General features: G+C 66.3%; 18 protein-coding genes and 1 riboswitch. Of the genes, 11 read left to right on the top strand and 7 right to left on the bottom strand.

Annotated elements, in window-relative coordinates; genetic code table 11:
• Window positions 1-12: 12 nt before the first annotated feature.
• Window positions 13-1,113, top strand: coding sequence for a GTP cyclohydrolase FolE2 (gene folE2, locus ACGRVM_RS11105; protein ID WP_377171611.1), 1,101 nt, complete (start codon window positions 13-15; stop codon window positions 1,111-1,113).
• A gap of 128 nt (window positions 1,114-1,241) precedes the next feature.
• Window positions 1,242-1,469: a hypothetical protein gene (locus ACGRVM_RS11100; RefSeq protein ID WP_377171609.1), complete on the top strand. Its 228-nt coding sequence runs from the start codon at window positions 1,242-1,244 to the stop codon at window positions 1,467-1,469.
• A 15-nt stretch (window positions 1,470-1,484) separates the two neighbouring features.
• Here ACGRVM_RS11100 and ACGRVM_RS11095 read toward each other — a convergent pair whose 3' ends face one another.
• The 4 genes from ACGRVM_RS11095 to ACGRVM_RS11080 all read right to left on the bottom strand — a co-directional run bounded on the left by ACGRVM_RS11095 (window position 1,485) and on the right by ACGRVM_RS11080 (window position 5,310).
• Window positions 1,485-2,384: a dihydrodipicolinate synthase family protein gene (locus ACGRVM_RS11095; protein ID WP_377171607.1), complete on the bottom strand. Its 900-nt coding sequence runs from the start codon at window positions 2,382-2,384 to the stop codon at window positions 1,485-1,487.
• A gap of 21 nt (window positions 2,385-2,405) precedes the next feature.
• Entirely contained in the window at window positions 2,406-3,584 is a 1,179-nt protein-coding gene (gene metZ, locus ACGRVM_RS11090; RefSeq protein ID WP_377171604.1) for an O-succinylhomoserine sulfhydrylase, read from the bottom strand.
• 57 nt (window positions 3,585-3,641) lie between these two features.
• Window positions 3,642-3,718: riboswitch (SAM riboswitch) on the bottom strand.
• A gap of 73 nt (window positions 3,719-3,791) precedes the next feature.
• Entirely contained in the window at window positions 3,792-4,391 is a 600-nt protein-coding gene (locus tag ACGRVM_RS11085; protein ID WP_377171602.1) for an inner membrane-spanning protein YciB, read from the bottom strand.
• Between the two features lie 16 nt (window positions 4,392-4,407).
• A complete protein-coding gene (locus ACGRVM_RS11080; RefSeq protein ID WP_377171600.1) occupies window positions 4,408-5,310 on the bottom strand; it encodes an EamA family transporter in 903 nt (300 codons plus the stop codon).
• A gap of 66 nt (window positions 5,311-5,376) precedes the next feature.
• Between ACGRVM_RS11080 and ACGRVM_RS11075 the strand changes: the two genes are divergently transcribed.
• Window positions 5,377-5,865 carry an MgtC/SapB family protein gene (locus tag ACGRVM_RS11075; protein WP_377171598.1) on the top strand — a complete coding sequence of 163 codons (489 nt, stop codon included), beginning with the start codon at window positions 5,377-5,379 and terminating at the stop codon, window positions 5,863-5,865.
• Here ACGRVM_RS11075 and ftsY read toward each other — a convergent pair whose 3' ends face one another.
• Entirely contained in the window at window positions 5,866-7,056 is a 1,191-nt protein-coding gene (gene ftsY / locus ACGRVM_RS11070; protein WP_377171596.1) for a signal recognition particle-docking protein FtsY, read from the bottom strand.
• Window positions 7,057-7,214: 158 nt separating this feature from the next.
• Between ftsY and ACGRVM_RS11065 the strand changes: the two genes are divergently transcribed.
• Window positions 7,215-8,252 carry an alkane 1-monooxygenase gene (locus tag ACGRVM_RS11065; RefSeq protein WP_377171594.1) on the top strand — a complete coding sequence of 346 codons (1,038 nt, stop codon included), beginning with the start codon at window positions 7,215-7,217 and terminating at the stop codon, window positions 8,250-8,252.
• 50 nt (window positions 8,253-8,302) lie between these two features.
• Complete coding sequence (locus tag ACGRVM_RS11060; RefSeq protein ID WP_377171592.1) at window positions 8,303-8,695, top strand: hypothetical protein; 393 nt, start codon at window positions 8,303-8,305, stop codon at window positions 8,693-8,695.
• Between the two features lie 6 nt (window positions 8,696-8,701).
• Here ACGRVM_RS11060 and ACGRVM_RS11055 read toward each other — a convergent pair whose 3' ends face one another.
• Both ACGRVM_RS11055 and ACGRVM_RS11050 read right to left on the bottom strand, forming a co-directional pair.
• Window positions 8,702-9,358: a ChrR family anti-sigma-E factor gene (locus ACGRVM_RS11055; protein ID WP_377171590.1), complete on the bottom strand. Its 657-nt coding sequence runs from the start codon at window positions 9,356-9,358 to the stop codon at window positions 8,702-8,704.
• 8 nt (window positions 9,359-9,366) lie between these two features.
• On the bottom strand, window positions 9,367-9,933 hold the full coding sequence (locus tag ACGRVM_RS11050; protein ID WP_377171588.1) for a sigma-70 family RNA polymerase sigma factor: 567 nt from the start codon (window positions 9,931-9,933) through the stop codon (window positions 9,367-9,369).
• Window positions 9,934-10,196: 263 nt separating this feature from the next.
• Between ACGRVM_RS11050 and ACGRVM_RS11045 the strand changes: the two genes are divergently transcribed.
• The 6 genes from ACGRVM_RS11045 (at window position 10,197) to ACGRVM_RS11020 (ending at window position 16,189) form a co-directional block, all read left to right on the top strand.
• On the top strand, window positions 10,197-11,486 hold the full coding sequence (locus tag ACGRVM_RS11045) for an NAD(P)/FAD-dependent oxidoreductase (protein ID WP_377171586.1): 1,290 nt from the start codon (window positions 10,197-10,199) through the stop codon (window positions 11,484-11,486).
• Window positions 11,483-12,238: a DUF1365 domain-containing protein gene (locus tag ACGRVM_RS11040; protein ID WP_377171584.1), complete on the top strand. Its 756-nt coding sequence runs from the start codon at window positions 11,483-11,485 to the stop codon at window positions 12,236-12,238. Before ACGRVM_RS11045 ends, ACGRVM_RS11040 begins: the two co-directional genes overlap by 4 nt.
• Window positions 12,235-13,449, top strand: coding sequence for an MFS transporter (locus ACGRVM_RS11035; protein WP_377171582.1), 1,215 nt, complete (start codon window positions 12,235-12,237; stop codon window positions 13,447-13,449). Before ACGRVM_RS11040 ends, ACGRVM_RS11035 begins: the two co-directional genes overlap by 4 nt.
• Complete coding sequence (locus ACGRVM_RS11030) at window positions 13,446-14,009, top strand: DUF3833 domain-containing protein (protein ID WP_377171580.1); 564 nt, start codon at window positions 13,446-13,448, stop codon at window positions 14,007-14,009. Before ACGRVM_RS11035 ends, ACGRVM_RS11030 begins: the two co-directional genes overlap by 4 nt.
• Window positions 14,006-14,743, top strand: coding sequence for an SDR family NAD(P)-dependent oxidoreductase (locus ACGRVM_RS11025; RefSeq protein WP_377171578.1), 738 nt, complete (start codon window positions 14,006-14,008; stop codon window positions 14,741-14,743). The genes ACGRVM_RS11030 and ACGRVM_RS11025 overlap by 4 nt, the downstream gene beginning before the upstream one ends.
• A 168-nt stretch (window positions 14,744-14,911) precedes the next feature.
• Window positions 14,912-16,189 (top strand): ABC transporter substrate-binding protein, encoded by a 1,278-nt coding sequence (locus ACGRVM_RS11020; RefSeq protein WP_377171576.1) that lies wholly within the window; start codon window positions 14,912-14,914, stop codon window positions 16,187-16,189.
• The last annotated feature ends 40 nt before the right edge of the window (window positions 16,190-16,229 follow it).

The following is a 16,229-nucleotide window of genomic DNA, read 5'->3' as shown; positions in this document are numbered from 1 at the left end:
GGGAGCCGCAGCATGACACATCACACCGGCAAATTGGTGGTCGCGCCGAACCGCGACGATGCGCAGGACGCGCTCGCAGTGCTGCGCCGCTGGGCTGCGGCGGCCACCCCCGAGGAAGTGGCGGATCTCGACCCGCAGATCGCGCGGCTTTTGCCGCGCGGCGAGGTATCGAACTATCCCGCGCTCTCGCGCATCTATCCCGACACGTTCGAGGCCGATGCCGCCTATCGCAAGACGATGCCCGATCTTCAGAACGGTCCCGCCTCGCTGATCCGTGGCGCGCATCAGCAGCTTCAGCATGTCGGCATTTCCAACTTCCGTCTGCCCATTCGGTTCCACACGCGCGACAACGGCGATCTGACGCTTGAGACCTCCGTGACGGGCACCGTCAGCCTCGAGGCGAACAAGAAGGGCATCAACATGTCCCGGATCATGCGCAGCTTCTACAAGCATGCCGAGAAGACGTTCAGTTTCGAGGTGATCGAATCGGCGCTCGACGACTACATCTCGGATCTCGGCAGCGTCGATGCGCGCATCCAGATGCGGTTCTCCTATCCGGCCAAGGTGCGCTCGCTGCGCTCGGGGCTCGAGGGTTATCAGTATTACGACATCGCGCTCGAGCTGGTCGAAAGCGGCGGCGTGCGGCGCAAGTTCATGCATCTCGATTACGTCTATTCCAGCACCTGCCCCTGCTCGCTCGAGTTGAGCGAGCATGCGCGGCAGGCGCGCGGACAGCTTGCCACGCCGCATTCGCAGCGCTCGGTGGCCCGGATTTCGGTCGAGGTGTGCTGCAACGATTGCCTCTGGTTCGAGGATCTGATCGAGCTTGCCCGCGCCGCCGTGCCGACCGAGACGCAAGTGATGGTCAAGCGCGAGGACGAGCAGGCCTTCGCCGAGCTCAATGCCGCCAACCCCATTTTCGTCGAGGACGCGGCGCGCCTTTTCTGCGAGCGTCTGCTGGCCGACGAGCGGATCGGGGATTTCCGCGTGGTGGCGAGCCATCAGGAAAGTCTGCACAGCCATGACGCGGTCAGCGTCCTGACCGAAGGCGAGACCTTCGCGGCCCAGAGCCTCGATCCCAAGCTTTTCTCGACGCTTTTCCACACCGGCTGAGCGTGGCCGCCGCGGCGTCGATCGGCGGAAAAGCGTTCAAGGGCGAGGCGCGGCGCCTTGCCGCTTGGTCAAGCGGCACACGTCATGCGATAGTGAGGTAGTTCCACCCTCTGCCAAGGGAGACGCCCATGCCCCGCTTCAAGAAAAATCCTGATTATTCGGATGCCGGTATCACGCTGATGTCGCAGGTTTTCGAGCATCAGATGCGAATCGCCCAGATCCTCGGCGCCGCCGCCTTCTCGGGCAATCCGTTCTTCATGCGGCCGGCGGTCCCGCGCGCCAAGGAAAGGGCCATGCCCTGCAAGGCCGAGGGCGCGCGCGACGCGGTCAAGCATTCCCGGTCCATGCCCGTCTGACGGACGGGCCCTAGGTCAGCCGCGCCAGACGGTTTCCGCCAGCGGCCCGGCGAGATCGGGCGTCGCGGGCAAAAGAGGCGGGCGCAGATTGAGCCAGCGCGCGTCGCCGGTCTCTTGCGCCTTGAGCGCCTTCAATCCCGGGATCAGCCCGCCGGAAAAGACTGCGGCGCGGTGCGCGTCGATCTGCGGCTTCAACGCCTCGGCGCCCGCCGCATCGCCTGCGCGGGCCAGATCGTAGAGTCGGCGGATGCCCGCCGCGTTCGAGTTGCAGCTTGCCGAGATGCAGCCGCCGCCGCCGAGCGCCATCGCGTCCAGCATCGCGCCTTCGCTGCCGGGAAAGACCGATATGCCCGGCGCCGCCTCGATCACCGCGCGGGTGTTGTCCCAATTGCCCGAGCTGTCCTTGAGCGCCGTCACGACCTCGGAGAACGCCTCATTGAGCCGCGCGGCGAGGGCTGGGGTGAAGCCGATCCCGGCATATTGCGGGATATGGTAGAGGCAGATGGTGAGCGCATCGCTGCCCACATTCTCGATCAGCAGGCTGAAATAGCGGTAGAGACCTTCCTCGCTGGCGGTGACGAAGAAGAAGGGCGGCAGCGTCATCACCGCGCGGCAGCCCAGTTCGACCGCATGGCGGCTGAGCGCCGCCGTTTCTTCGAGATTGCACAGACCGGTGCCGGGCATCAGTTGATCGGCGCGGGCGGCACCGCTCGTCACCAGAAGCTCGACCAGACGCATCCGCTCGGCGACGGAATGGCTGAGCGCCTCGCTCGTCGTGCCGAACGGCGAGAGGTAATGCGAGCCTTGTGCCAGACAGTGCCGCGCGTGATCGACATAGAGATCGTCGGCGACGGTGAAATCGTCGTTGAAGGGCGTCAGCAGCGGCGTGACGATACCGGCGAGGCGTTCGGTCATGTGAGGGACTTTCGCAATAGGTTACACCGCATCCAGAGCCTGCCGGATATCGGCGATCAGATCCTCTTCATCCTCTATGCCCACCGACAGGCGCACAAGGCCCGGCGTGATGCCGAGCGCGGCTTTCTGATCGTCCGGGAGGCGCTGATGCGTCGTCGTCGCCGGATGGGTGATGATGGATTTCGTATCGCCCAGATTGTTCGAGATGAGCACGATTTCGAGCGCGTTGATGAAGCGGAACGCCTCGGCCTGCCCGCCCAGATCGAGCGCGACGACCGTGCCGCCCTTGCCCATGAGGCGCGACGTCAGCTCGTGCTGCGGATGGCTCGGATGGCCGGGATAGATCACGCGGCGCAGCTTCGGATGGCCCTGCAACGCCTCGGTCAATGCGGTCGCGCCCGCCACCTGCGCGCGCACGCGCAGATCGATCGTCTCGAGACCCTTGAGCATGACCCATGCCGTGAAGGGCGACATCGAGCCGCCGGTATGTTTCATGTAGGGCTCGACCGTGCCGCGGATGAACTCCTTCGTTCCGAGGATCACGCCGCCGAGCGCGCGCCCCTGCCCGTCGATATGCTTGGTCGCGGAATAGACCACGACATCGGCGCCCTGTTCGATCGCGCGCGAGAAGACGGGCGTGGCGAAGACGTTGTCGACCACGACGGTCGCGCCATGCGCATGGGCGAGCCTCGCCACCGCCTCGAGATCGACCACCTCGAGTGTCGGATTGGCGATCGTCTCGAAGAAGACGGCGGTGGTATCGGGCCGGATCGCGGCCTCCCACTGGCCGAGATCGGTGCCGTCCACGAAGGTCACCTCGACCCCGTAGCGCGTCAGAACCTCGCTGAGGACATAAAGGCAGGAGCCGAACAGCGCGCGCGCCGCCACGACGTGATCGCCCGCCTTGAGCATCGACGTCAGCGCACCCGAGACGGCGGCCATGCCGCTGGCGGTGGCGAAGGCATCCTCGGCACCTTCGAGCATCGCGATGCGCTTTTCGAACATCGACACGGTCGGGTTGCCGTAGCGGGCATAGATGAACTCGTCCGGCCCGGTCTGGATGAAGCGCGCCTCGGCGGCCTCGGCGCTGTCGTAGACGAAGCCCTGGGTGAGGAAGATCGCCTCGCTCACCTCGCCCCATCCGCTGCGCGCGGTTCCGCCATGCACGAGCGCCGTGCGTTTCTTCCACTCGTTTGTCATGTCTTCGACCTCCGGGCCATCGCCCCTGAAAACCCCCGAGCCGGTCATGCGAAAAGGGGGGCCTTTTCCGTGACCTTTTAGCGAATTCTTTAACGTGGTTCGCAATCCGGTAACAAATCACCACGGATCCGCGAATATCCCGCCGCCGCGTTCACGTCAACTGGCGGAGCCTCCGGCGGGGATATTTGACGCAAGAAGAAAACGGCCTCACTCCTTCGGCTCGGACTTGTAGGCCTCGAAGAGTTTCGACTGCGTGATGAAGAAGATGAAGATCGCGGCGGTCAGGCCGAAGGTCTTGAAATAGACCCAAGTCTCCTCGGACTGGGTGCGCCAGACGATCTCGTTCAGGAGCGCGAGACCGAAGAAGAAGAGCATGAGCCGGCGCGTCAGGATGATCCATCCCTCGCGCGTCAGGGGCAGGACGGTATCCATCAGGCTTTGCAGGTAGGAGCGGCCCTGCAACAGCCCGGCGCCGAGGATGCCGCCGAAGAGAAGGTAGATGATCGTCGGCTTCATCTTGAAGAACTTGGGATCGTTGAACCAGACGCTGAGCCCGCCGAATACGGTGATGAGGATCGCCGTCAGCACCTGCATCCGCGACAGGTGACCCGTCAGTGCCCAGAGAATGCCGATGGAGACGAGAAATACCGGGATGAAGCCGGCGGTGACGACGATGAAGCCGTCATACTCGTTGCCCGCGATGGTGAAGACCCGGTCCTTGAGCCAGAGATACGCCACGAAGAAGGCGAGGATCGGCCCGAGTTCGAGCGCGGTCTTGAGCCCGCCATTGATCTGTTTCTCGCTCATGTATCCTCCAAAGGGCCTAGCCGCCCATCTCAACTATCACGGCGCCCGCCGCGATCAATGCCATCAATGCCGTTCGACGGGGTCCGACCGTCTCCCCGAGGAAGAGCCAGCCGATCAGCGCGGCGAAAACCGCCGATGTCTCGCGCAGGACCGCCGCCTCGCCCACGCTGTCGAGCCGCGTGGCAAGCAGGATCGCGCCGAAGGAGAAGAAGGCAACGATCCCGCCGATCACGCCGCGCAGCATGAGCGGGCCGGGCGCCGGCGGCGCCTCCATGCGCCGCCAGCGCCCGAGCGCGATCAGGGCCATCACCCAGCCGTCGATGAAGAAGAGCCAGGCGAGGAAGGTGAAGGGATCGGCCGTGGCGCGGATGCCGTAGGCGTCGAAAGTGGTGTAGGCCGCGACCAGAAGCCCGGTCATGAAGGCCAGCGCAAGCGCCGCGGGCAGCGTGTCGCGCGCCGCATCGAGCGTCGCGAGGTTGTAGGCCGCAAGGCCGAAGATGCCCGAGAGCAGCACCGCGACGCCCATCCATTGCACCGCGTTGAACGTCTCGCCGAAGATCAGATAGGCACCGATCACCGTGAAGAGCGGGCCGGTGCCGCGCACCACCGGATAGACGACGGTGAAGGCGCCCCGCGAATAGGCCATCGCCTGCAAGAGCTTGTATCCCGTGTGGATCACCCAGGCGAGCGCGAAGATCGGCCACATATGCGGCTCGGGCCAAGGCACGACGAAAAGCGCGAAGGGCGCGGCCATGACGCAATAGCTGAAATCGATCGCGCCGCGCGTGAGCCAGGGATCGTGCCGCCCTTTCTGGAGCGCGCCGAAGGCGGCGTGCAGGATCGCCGCCATCACCGCCAGAGCGAGGGCGAGCTGATGGCCCGCCGCGGTGCCCTCGAGCGAGAGGAGCCACGCGCTCATGCCGCGCGCCTTGCGGAACCGGGGCGCGCGCCCGCGGGTTTCCGCCCCATTGCCGGGAGACGTGCGATGCTCGAGATCATTCTGAACGAATTGAACGGGACTTTCGCGGCGGTGCCGCCAGTGATCGCGGGCATCCGCCTGACAGCGGCACTGATCCTCGGCGGCGTGATCGGGATCGAGCGCGAATGGCGCGACAAGCCCGCGGGGCTGCGCACGCACATGCTCGTGTCGATGGCCGCGTGCCTTTTCATCATCGTGAGCCAGCAGCTGGCCGCCATGCCTTTCGGTGATGTGGATGCGCTGCGCGTCGATCCCTTGCGCCTGATCGAGGCGGTGACGGCGGGCGTCGCCTTTCTCGCGGCGGGGATCATCTTCACGTCGGGCGGCAAGGTGCGCAACACGACCACCGGCGCGTCGATGTGGCTCGCCGGGGGGATCGGGCTCGCCTGCGGGTCGGGGCAGATGCCGCTCGCGGCGCTCGCGACCGGGATCGTCGTCACCGTGCTCGCCCTCGTGCGCCTTCTGGGCCGGAGCATCGGGCCCGGACCCGAGTGATCATCCCGCGTCGAGCCCGGTAAGTGCCGCCGCGAATTCCTCGGGATCGAAGGGGGCGAGGTCGTCGATCTGCTCGCCCACGCCGATGGCGTGGATGGGCAGGCCGAACCTGTCGGCGAGCGCCACCAGAACGCCGCCGCGCGCCGTCCCGTCGAGCTTGGTCATCACGAGGCCAGACACGTCCGCGAGCTTCTGGAACGTCTCGACCTGGCTGAGCGCGTTCTGGCCGGTGGTCGCGTCGAGCACCAGCAGCGTGTTGTGCGGCGCACTCGGGTCCTTCTTGCGGATGACACGGACGATCTTGGCCAGCTCCTCCATCAGATCGGCACGGTTCTGGAGGCGCCCGGCGGTGTCGATCATCAGAAGATCGGCGCCGTCGCGTTCGGCCTGCTCCATCGCGTCCCAGGCGAGCGACGCGGGATCGCTGCCCTCGGGCGCGGTCATGACGGGCACGCCCGCGCGCTCGCCCCAGATCTGAAGCTGCTCCACGGCGGCGGCGCGGAACGTATCGCCCGCCGCGATCACGACCGATTTGCCCGCCGCGCGGAACTGGCTCGCCAGCTTGCCGATGGTCGTGGTCTTGCCCGATCCGTTGACGCCGACGACCAGCACCACCTGCGGCTTGTTGGGATAGAGCGGCATGGGCTTGGCCACCGGCTCCATGATGCGGGCGATCTCCTGCGCCAGAAGCTCTTTGATCTCGCGCGCGGAGAGGCGCTTGCCCATGCGGCCCTCGGCCATGTTGGCGGTCACCCGGAGCGCGGTGTCGACGCCCATGTCGGCGGTGATGAGCAACTCCTCGAGCTGCTCGAGCATGTCGTCGTCGAGCGCGCGGCGCGGCGCCGAGGTGGACTCGCGGCCCAGAAGGCGGCCGAGGAGGCCGGGCTTCGCCGTGTCCGCCGGGCGCGTCTCCTCGACCGGGATCTCGATCGGCGTCGGGGTGGGTGCGGGCCGCGCGGGCTCGGTCGGGATTTCGGCCGGGATTTCGGACGGGGGCGGCGCGGGCGTTTCGCTGACCGGCGGGGGGATTTCCTCGGGGCGCGGTGTGGGTGTCGCGACAGGCTCGGGGCGGGACGGCGCTTCGGGCCGCGTGTCCGCCTCGCCGCCTTCCTCGACGATGGCGTCGAGACCTTCGTCCAGTTTGGACGACGAGCTGAAGAGCTTTTCCTTGAGTTTCTTGAAAAACGCCATGTCGCCTCCGCCCTTTGCCGGTTGCGTCCATCTAATCGCCTTGGCGCGAAGATGGAAGGGACGCGGCAACGCGGGCGGCGCATGTGCTTTTCCCATGCAGTGCGCGGGTGGTTGAGGTATCAACTTTGGGAAGAGGTCACTTCGGCGCGGGGGGCGGCATGATCTGGTTTGCGGGCGCGACGCTCTTGCCGATGGCGATGGTGCTTGCCGGCGCTGTCTGGGGCGGTCCATGGCCCTACGCGGCGCTCACCTACATGACGGTTCTCTCTTTCGTGATGGACCGCCTGATCGCCGCCGCGCCGGATGCGCCCGAGGAGGGCGCGGAATTTCCCGCGGCGCCGCGCCTTCTGGCGCTCTTGGGGCTTTTGCATTTCGCGGTGCTCGTGGCTGCGGTCTGGGCGGTGGCGGGGCAATCGGGGCTGAGCTGGCCCGCCCGCCTCTGCCTCGGGATCGCGGCGGGGCTGATCTTCGGCCAGATCGCGCATCCTGCGGCGCATGAGCTGATCCACAAGCGGCCCCGCGCGCTGCGCCTTCTGGGGCGGCTGGTGTATAGCAGTCTTCTGATCGGGCACCACGCGAGCGCGCATCTTCTGGTGCATCACGCCCATGTCGGCAGCGACAGGGATCCCAGCAGCGCGCGGCGCGGCGAGGGGTTCTATCGCTTCGCGCTGCGGGCGGGGTTCGGCGGGGCGCGGGCGGGCTGGCACGCCGAGACTGCGATGCTCCGCCGTGCGGGTCGCCCGCTCTGGAGACATCCCTATCTTCTCTATGTCGCGGTCGGGCTGGGGTGCGGTTGCATCGCGGCGGCGCTCGGAGGGATCGGCGGTGTGCTCGGCTATGTCGCCATGTGTCTCTATGCGCAGATGCAGATCCAGATGTCGGATTATGTGCAGCATTACGGTCTGAGGCGGCGACGGCTGGAGGGCGGCGCGCTCGAGCCTGTTGGGCCGGGGCATTCGTGGAACGCGCCCCAGCGGTTCTCGTCGGCGCTCACGCTGAACGCGCCGCGCCATTCGCATCATCATGTCTCGCCGGGAACGGACTTTCCGGCGCTGCGCCTCGAGCGCGGGCACATGCCGATGCTGCCCTACCCGCTGCCGGCGATGGCGGCGCTGTCGCTGGTCCCGCCGCTCTGGCGGCGTGTGATGGACCGGCGGCTGGACCGCTGGGAGGCACGGCAGGCGGCGCCGCGCTGATCCTTGCGAAGGGGCTGGCGGCGCGGTCCGGCCCGTGGCATCGTGGCTCCATGCGTATCCTTGCCGCCACCCTCGCCGCCCTTCTTGCCCCGACGCTCGCGCTGGCCGCTATGACCGCCGAGGAGTTCGATGCCTACACCAAGGGCAAGACCTTCGTTTACGGATCGGGCGGCGCGGCCTACGGGATCGAGCAATATCTCGACAATCGTCAGGTGCGCTGGGCCTTCGTCGAGGGGGAGTGCCAAGAGGGCGAATGGTACGAGCAGGACGGAATGATCTGCTTCGTCTACGACACCGAACCCGATCCGCAATGCTGGACTTTCGAGAAGGGCGAGACGGGACTCATCGCACGGTTCGAGAACGATCCGGACGCGGTCGAGCTCTACGAGGTCGGGCAGAGCGACACGCCGCTCCAATGTCCCGGCCCGGATGTGGGCGTCTGACGCGCGTCAGATCCGCAGGAAGGGTTGTGCCGCGCGGGCGACCCAGCTGTTGAATTTCAGCGGTGCGTCCGTGACGGCCAAGCAGATGCAATCCTCACCGATATCGGCGATGGGCGTATGCTCTAGATCCTCGGTCGCGATCTCGATATCGCCGCGCGCGAAGCGATCGTCCGCGTCCATGAAGGCGCCTTGCAGCACCAGGGTGAGTTCCATGCCCTTGTGCCCGTGATCGGGCACGGCGGCACCGGCGCGGATATGCAGAAGACGGGCCGTCGCCTCACCCTTGATGGGCAGGATCGCCTGGCGCACGCCCATCCCGACCGAGCGCCATTTGACAGCCTCGAGATCGCCGCCGACGTAATCCTGAAGCGGCGGAGGAAGCACGCCAGCGCGGCGAGGAGCGGAGCGCGCGGCGCGCGGCTCGACCGGCTTGCCCTTGGCGGCGGCCAGGGCTGCGGCCATGCTGCCTTGGGACATTTCCGGAAGCTCCGACTGCTCGAGCAAGGCGCCACCGACGCTGTCGAACGCGCCGAGGCGCGCCCGGCACTCGTCGCAGAGCGATACATGCGTGGCGACGGCGAGGCTGAACGCTTCGGAAAGGTTGCCCGAGGAATAGGCCATCAGCAGGCTGTCGGTCAGGTGATGTGCGATCTTGTTGGTCATGGCGTTCTTCATTTCATCGTATGGCGCAGCCGGTCGAGGGCGAGCCGGATGCGGGATTTGATGGTGCCGAGGGGTAGTCCCGTCTTCTCGGCGATTTCGGAATGGCTGAGATCGCCGAAATAGGCGGCCTCGATCAGCGTTTTCTGTTTGGGCGGAAGCGCCGCGATGGCCTCGGTCAACTGGGCGCTCTCTTGTTCGAGCGCAAGGGCATCGGCCTGATCGGGTTCTTCCTCCGGGCCCCAGGGAATATCCTCGGGTTCGGGCCTGCGGGCCTTGCGCAGCGCGTCGATGCGGCGGTTGCGCGCGATCGTGAAGATCCAGGTGGCGGCGCTGGCGCGGGTCGGATCGAAAAGATGCGCCTTTTGCCAGAGTGTCGCCATCACATCCTGCGCGCATTCCTCGGCCAGCGTGGGGCTGGCGCCGGACTTCATCAGGAAGCCTTTGATGCGGGGCGCGAAATGCCCGAAGATTTCGGCGAAGGCGGCCTCGTCCGCGTCGTCGCGGATGCGGGCGATCAGGGCGATCCATCGGCCGTTTTCGGTGTTCCGGTCGGATTCGGGCCGGTCTGAGGGCAATTCGACGTGTCCTGACTTCTTCGGTGTAGGCGCAAGCGAACGCATCGCGTCCACGGCAATCGGGCCGCGAAACGATGCCAAGCTATCGCAAGAAGTGTCAATCACGCATTCCATATCGCCATTACGGCAGGAGCGGGCAAATGGATCACTGCCACGTGAAAATACCCGCGATTTCCAAAAAGAGTGACCAAATTTGCATCCGGCGGCGCATTCTGCGCGTAAGCCTCGTTAATCGACACTGAATAGAACGGAACTTCCACCACATGCCATTCGAGTTGCAGACCGCCCCGCGGCGCAAGATCGCCATCGTCGGAGCCGGTATTTCCGGCATGGGGGCGGCCCACCGCCTGTGCGCCGATCACGACGTCACCCTCTACGAGGCCGAGCCGCGCCTCGGCGGTCATGCGCGCACCATCATGGCGGGCAAGCGGGGGGACCAGCCCGTCGATACGGGCTTCATCGTGTTCAACTACGCCAATTACCCGCATCTTGCCGCGCTCTTCGCCGAGCTGGAGGTGCCCGTGGTCAAGAGCGACATGAGTTTCGGTGCCTCCATAGATGGCGGCCGGATCGAATACGGCACGTCCAGTCTCGGCGCAACTTTTGCGCAGCGGCGGAACGCGGCGCGGCCCGGCTTCTTGCGGATGCTGCGCGACATCTTCCATTTCAACGCCAACGCGCTCGAAGCGGCGCGCGGCACGCAGATGAGCATCGGCGATCTGCTCGCGCATCTGCGCACCGGGCCGTGGTTCCGGGACTATTACCTTCTGCCGCTCTCGGGCGCGATCTGGTCCACGCCGCTGGAGAAGATCCTCGATTTCCCGGCCGAGGCGATGATGCGCTTCTTCGACAATCACGCGCTGCTGCGCTACGACGGCCAGCACCAGTGGTACACGGTTCAAGGCGGCTCGGTGCAATACGTGACCCGGCTGGAGGCGCATCTGCGCCGCATGGGCGCGACGTTGCGGCCCGGCTGCCCCGTCGAGGCGGTGGAGCGCACGCCCACGGGCGTTCAGATCAGGGCCGCGGGCGATTGGGAGCATTTCGACGAGGTCGTCATGGCCACGCATTCCGACGACTCGCTGCGCCTTCTGGCCGATCCCACGCCCGAGGAGCGGCGCAATCTCGGTGCCATCGGGTATCAGCCGAACGATATCGTTCTGCATTCCGACAGCTCGATCATGCCGCGCCGGAAGGCCGTCTGGTCCTCCTGGAACTATACCGAGGACCGGGCCAAGAGCGACGCGCGGATCGATCTGACCTATTGGATGAACCGTCTCCAGCCGATCCCGATGGACGATCCGCATTTCGTGACGCTGAACACGACGCGCCAGATCCGCGAGGAGCTCATCCATGACCGCGTGACGCTGCGCCATCCCGTCTACGATCACGCCGCTTTCGATGCGCAGGCGCGGATCGCGCGGATGAACGGCGCGATGAACACATGGTATTGCGGTGCCTGGATGAAGAACGGCTTTCATGAGGACGGGCTGGGAAGCGCCGTTGATGTGGCCGACGCCATCGTGGCGCGCGGGGCATTGGCGGCGGCATGAGCCGCATCGATCATATCGAGGGCCACACCTGGCACGGGCGCAAGGGGGCGGTGCGCAACGCGTTCCGCTATTCCATCGACTACGTGCTTCTGGACGCAGAGGCCGAGGTTTCGGGGCCGCGCCTCTTCGGGCGCAACCGCGCCGCGCTGGCAAGCCTGCATGACACGGATCATGGCGGCCCGCCCCGCGAAGGGATCGGCGCGCCTTGGGTGCGCAAGGTGCTCGACAGCTACCAGTTGCCGCAACCCGCGAAGATCGAGCTTCTAGCGCAGCCGCGCGTTCTCGGCCACGTCTTCAACCCGGTGTCCTTCTGGCTCTGCCGTGACGACGAGGGTGGGCTGCGGCAGGTCATCGCGGAGGTGAGCAACACGTTCGGCGACAGGCACAGCTATCTTTGCCACAAGCCCGACGGCTCGGCGATCACGCCCGAGGACCGTCTTCATTCGGACAAGATATTCCATGTCTCGCCCTTCCAGAAAGTCGATGGCGGGTATGAATTCCGCTTCGATCTGCGCGGGGACCGGATCGGGATCTGGATCGACATGACGGGCTCGGACGGGGGCCTGACGGCGACGCTGACCGGCCCGCGCCGCAAGCTGACGAATGCCGGCATCCTGCGCGCGATGCTGCGCCGCCCCTTCGGCTCGCGGCGGGTGCTGGCGCTCATCCATTGGCAGGCGCTCAAGCTCTGGTGGAAGGGCGCGGCCTATCGCCCCCGGCCCGAGCCGCCCCAGACCGAGGTGTCGCGGTGAGCGCGCCGCGCTTGCCGGCCTTCTCCGTCTTCGCGGCATTTCTGGCGGCGGCCGGTCTGCCGATCTACATCCACGCCCCGAAATTCTACGTCGATGAATACGGCGTGTCCCTGACCCTTCTGGGCACGGTTCTTTTCGCGCTGCGCCTCATCGACGTGGTTCAGGACCCGCTTCTGGGCCGGTTAGCCGCACGCACGCAAGGCTGGCGCGCGCCGAGCGTTCTGATCGCGGGGGCGGCGATGGTGATCGCCATGCTCGGCCTCTTCGCAGTGACGCCGCCCATCGCGCCGGTCTGGTGGTTCGCGATCATGCTGACCGTCGTCTTTTCCGGTTTCAGCTACCTGACCATCTGCTTTTACGCTCAAGGCGTTTCGAGCGCGTCCGCCCTGCCCGAGGCGGGCCATCTGCGCCTCGCCCGCTGGCGCGAGACGGGCGCGCTTCTGGGCATCTGCGCGGCCTCTGTCGCGCCGGTGCTCGTTGGCGGCTATGGTGGCTTCGCGCTCGGTTTCGCGATTCTCGGCGCGGTCGCGCTGGCGGTCATGTGGGGCCAGTGGGGGCGCGCGCCGATTCCGTCCGAAGGCTTCGGCCCGATCCTACGCGACGCCATGTCCCGCCGTCTTCTGCTTATCGCGCTCGTCAACGCGGCGCCGGTCGCCGTCAGCTCGACCCTCTTTCTCTTTTTCGTCGAAAGCCGCCTCGGCGCGCCGGGATGGGAGGGGCCCTTGCTGCTCCTTTTCTTTCTCTCGGCGGCGCTCGCGGCGCCCGCATGGGGCCGCGCGGCCGAGCGCTGGGGCGCCAAGCGCACGCTTCTCGGGGCCATGGTTCTGGCCATCGCCGCCTTCGGCTGGGCGGCGCTTCTCAGCACGGGCGATACATGGGCCTTCGCCGCGGTCTGCGTCGTGTCGGGCGCGGCGGTGGGGGCGGACCTGACGCTTCTTCCAGCCATCTTCGCGCGGCGCATGTCCGAAATCGCACCGGGCGCGAGCGAGGGGTTCGGCCTTTGGTCCTTCGTATCTAAGCTCACGCTCGCGCTGGCGGCGGCGGTGCTGCTTCCGGCGCTCGAGGCGGGCGGCTTCGAGGCGGGCGGGCAGAACGATGCGGCGGCGCTCAGCCTGCTCACGCTTCTTTACTGCGCGGTGCCTTGCGCGCTCAAACTGGTGGCGATCGGCCTTCTGGCCACGACGCCGATGCCCGAAGGGAAAGCCGCATGAACGTGCTTGTCTGGATCATCGTCGGCGCCGCGCTCGGCGCGGCCATCCCGTTTCTGCGCACGCGCCTTGCGGGTTTCATGGGGCAGACGCCCGCGCATTACGCGGGCACCGAGCCTGTGCTGGACCTGCGCGAGCATCTGTCGGGGCGCATCGCCTGCCACGGGGTGATCTACGGCCCGCTCGGGCGCGTCTCTTCGCGCTTCGACGCCGATTTCGAGGGCCGGTGGAGCGGCGATAGCGGCACGCTGGCCGAGCATTTCACCTATGACAGCGGCAACACGCAGGATCGCGAATGGCGCCTCAGGCTCGGCCCGAACGGCACGCTCGAGGCCGAGGCCGACGATCTGGTCGGCGTCGGGCGGGGGCAGCTCAGCGGCGCGTCGCTCGTGCTTCGCTACCGGATACGCCTGCCCGCCGAGGCGGGCGGGCATGTGCTGAGCGTCACCGACTGGATGTATCTCGCGCCCGGCGGAACCATCGTCAATCGCAGCCAGTTTCGTAAATACGGGATCAAGGTCGCCGAGCTGGTGGCCACGATGAAAAAGGTGGACACCGCATGACCGATTGGGAAGGCAAACGCTACTGGATGATCGGGGCGAGCGACGGGCTGGGCGAGGCGCTGGCGCACAAGCTGAGCCGCGCAGGCGCGGAATTGATCCTGTCGTCGCGCAGCGAAGACAAGCTGAAAGAGGTGGCAAGCGCGCTGCCGGGCCGCGCCCATGTCGTGACGATCGACGTGTCGGACCTAGAAAGCGTGCGCAAGGCCGCCGAGGAAGTCGGCGAGATCGACGGCATGGTCTATACCGCCGGGGTCTATTGGCCCTTTCCCGCGCAGGACTGGGATGTCGAGCAGGCCGAGGCGATGGGCGACATCAACTTCACCGGCGCGCTGCGCGCCTGCGGAGTGGTGGTGCCCAAGATGGTGGCGCGCGATGCGGGCCATATCGTGCTTACGGGCTCGCTCTCGGGCTTTCGCGGCCTGCCCGGCGCCATCGGCTATGCGGCGTCAAAGGCCGGTGTCATGGCGCTGGGCGAGAGCATGCAGGTCGATCTTCACAAGACGGGGGTGCGTGTCCAGATCGCCAATCCGGGGTTCATCGAGACGCGTCTCACCGACAAGAACGATTTTCACATGCCCTTCCTCATGACCCCCGAGGAGGCCGCGCAGGAAATGTTCGAGATGATGTGTGACGACGGGGCGACGGTGCGCCACTTCCCGCGTCTTTTCAGCTATCTCTTCCGGTTCAGCCGGATCTGGCCCGACTGGCTCTACAACCGCTTCTTCGGCAAGTAGGCACGCTTTGGCGAACCGACGGGATGCCGGGTATTTTTCCCAAGAAAAAGCACGGGGCGCTGCGCTGATCGGCGCGCGGAGCCTGTTAATCACTGGACATTGCCGCGTCATATTCGCAGGATCGCGCCGGACCGGCAGGGGCCCCTGCCGCTGCATGAGGGCATGGCCATGAGCAAGACCGCAACCAATCTGACCCGCCGCAAGGCGCTGACGACGCTGGCCGGAGGCGCGGCCGCGCTGCCGCTCTGGGCGCGCTACACCCATGCGCAGACCGCGGCGCCCATCAAGATCGGGTTTCAGGTGCACCGCACCGGCGTCGGCGCCGCCTATGGGCGCTGGTACGAGCGGACCGGGAACGCGGCGGCCGCCTATATCAACGAGAACGGCGGCATCAACGGCCGCATGGTCGAGCTGGTGGCCGAGGATGACGGCACGAACCCCAAGCGGGGCGCGGAGCTTTTGGAGAAATTCGCCAACCAGCAGGGGTGCGACATCGCCTATGGCCCGCTTTTCAGCCATGTCGTGATCGGCTCGGCCCCACGCGCGGGCGAGCTCAAGCTGCCCTATTTCGTGGTCTCCGAAGGCCATCACGTCGCCAGCGGCATGCTCAACCGCTACACGCTCCAGCCCGGCATCACGGATGTCAAAAGCCAGGTTCTGGCCATCGCGCCTTTCGTGGCCGAGAACCTTGGGAAGAAGGTCACGATGATCTTCCCCGATTACGCCTATGGCCATGATCACCGCGATTTCTTCACCCAGGCGATCGAGGCACAGGGCGGAGAGGTTCTCGAGAAGATCGCGATCCCGCCGACCGAGACGTCCTTCACCCGCTATTTCCCCAAGATCCCGCGCGAGACCGAGGTGGTCTATCACGTCATGGTCGGCCCGTCCGTTCTGACCTTCGTCAAGGAGATGGGCGAGTTCTTCGGCGGCGCCGGTCCCGAGCTTTTCGGCTTCGTCGACAGCCTCGAGACGATCGACATCAACAGCCCGGGGCTCGAGTTTCTCGAAGGCTCGCATTTCTGGGAGGGCATGACGCGCTATGCTCAGCCCGACGAGACCGAGGCGCAGGTCTTCTATCGCAACGCCGTGGGTGTCGACGAGAACGGCGCGTCGCTGGCCGATCCGCGCGACGTGTCGGCCTACGGCCATATGTATGGCTGCTGGACCACGCTCAGCGTAATCAAGGCCGGGATGGAGGCCGCAGGCTATCGCGGACCCGAGGACCGGACCGCGTTGATCGAGGCGGTCGAGGCGATGACGGATCTGCCGCATGGGCGCGATTATCCGCAAGGAAATATGGTTTTCAACGGGCGTACGCATCAGGTCTTCGGCGAGCAGCATATCAGCCGCATCGAGAACGGACGCCTCGTGCGCGTGCACACCGCCGGCATCGAAGCCGGGATGTATCCCGACGAGGTGGATTACACGCAGCGCCCGTTCTAGGCGGGGGCGCTGCCCCCGAGGCTTGAAATCCGGATGGATT

This window comes from Roseovarius aquimarinus (genome assembly GCF_043661195.1).
Taxonomy (GTDB): domain Bacteria; phylum Pseudomonadota; class Alphaproteobacteria; order Rhodobacterales; family Rhodobacteraceae; genus Roseovarius; species Roseovarius aquimarinus.
The sequence above is the reverse complement of the archived record's forward strand: the minus strand, read 5'-3'. Positions and strand labels throughout refer to the sequence as shown.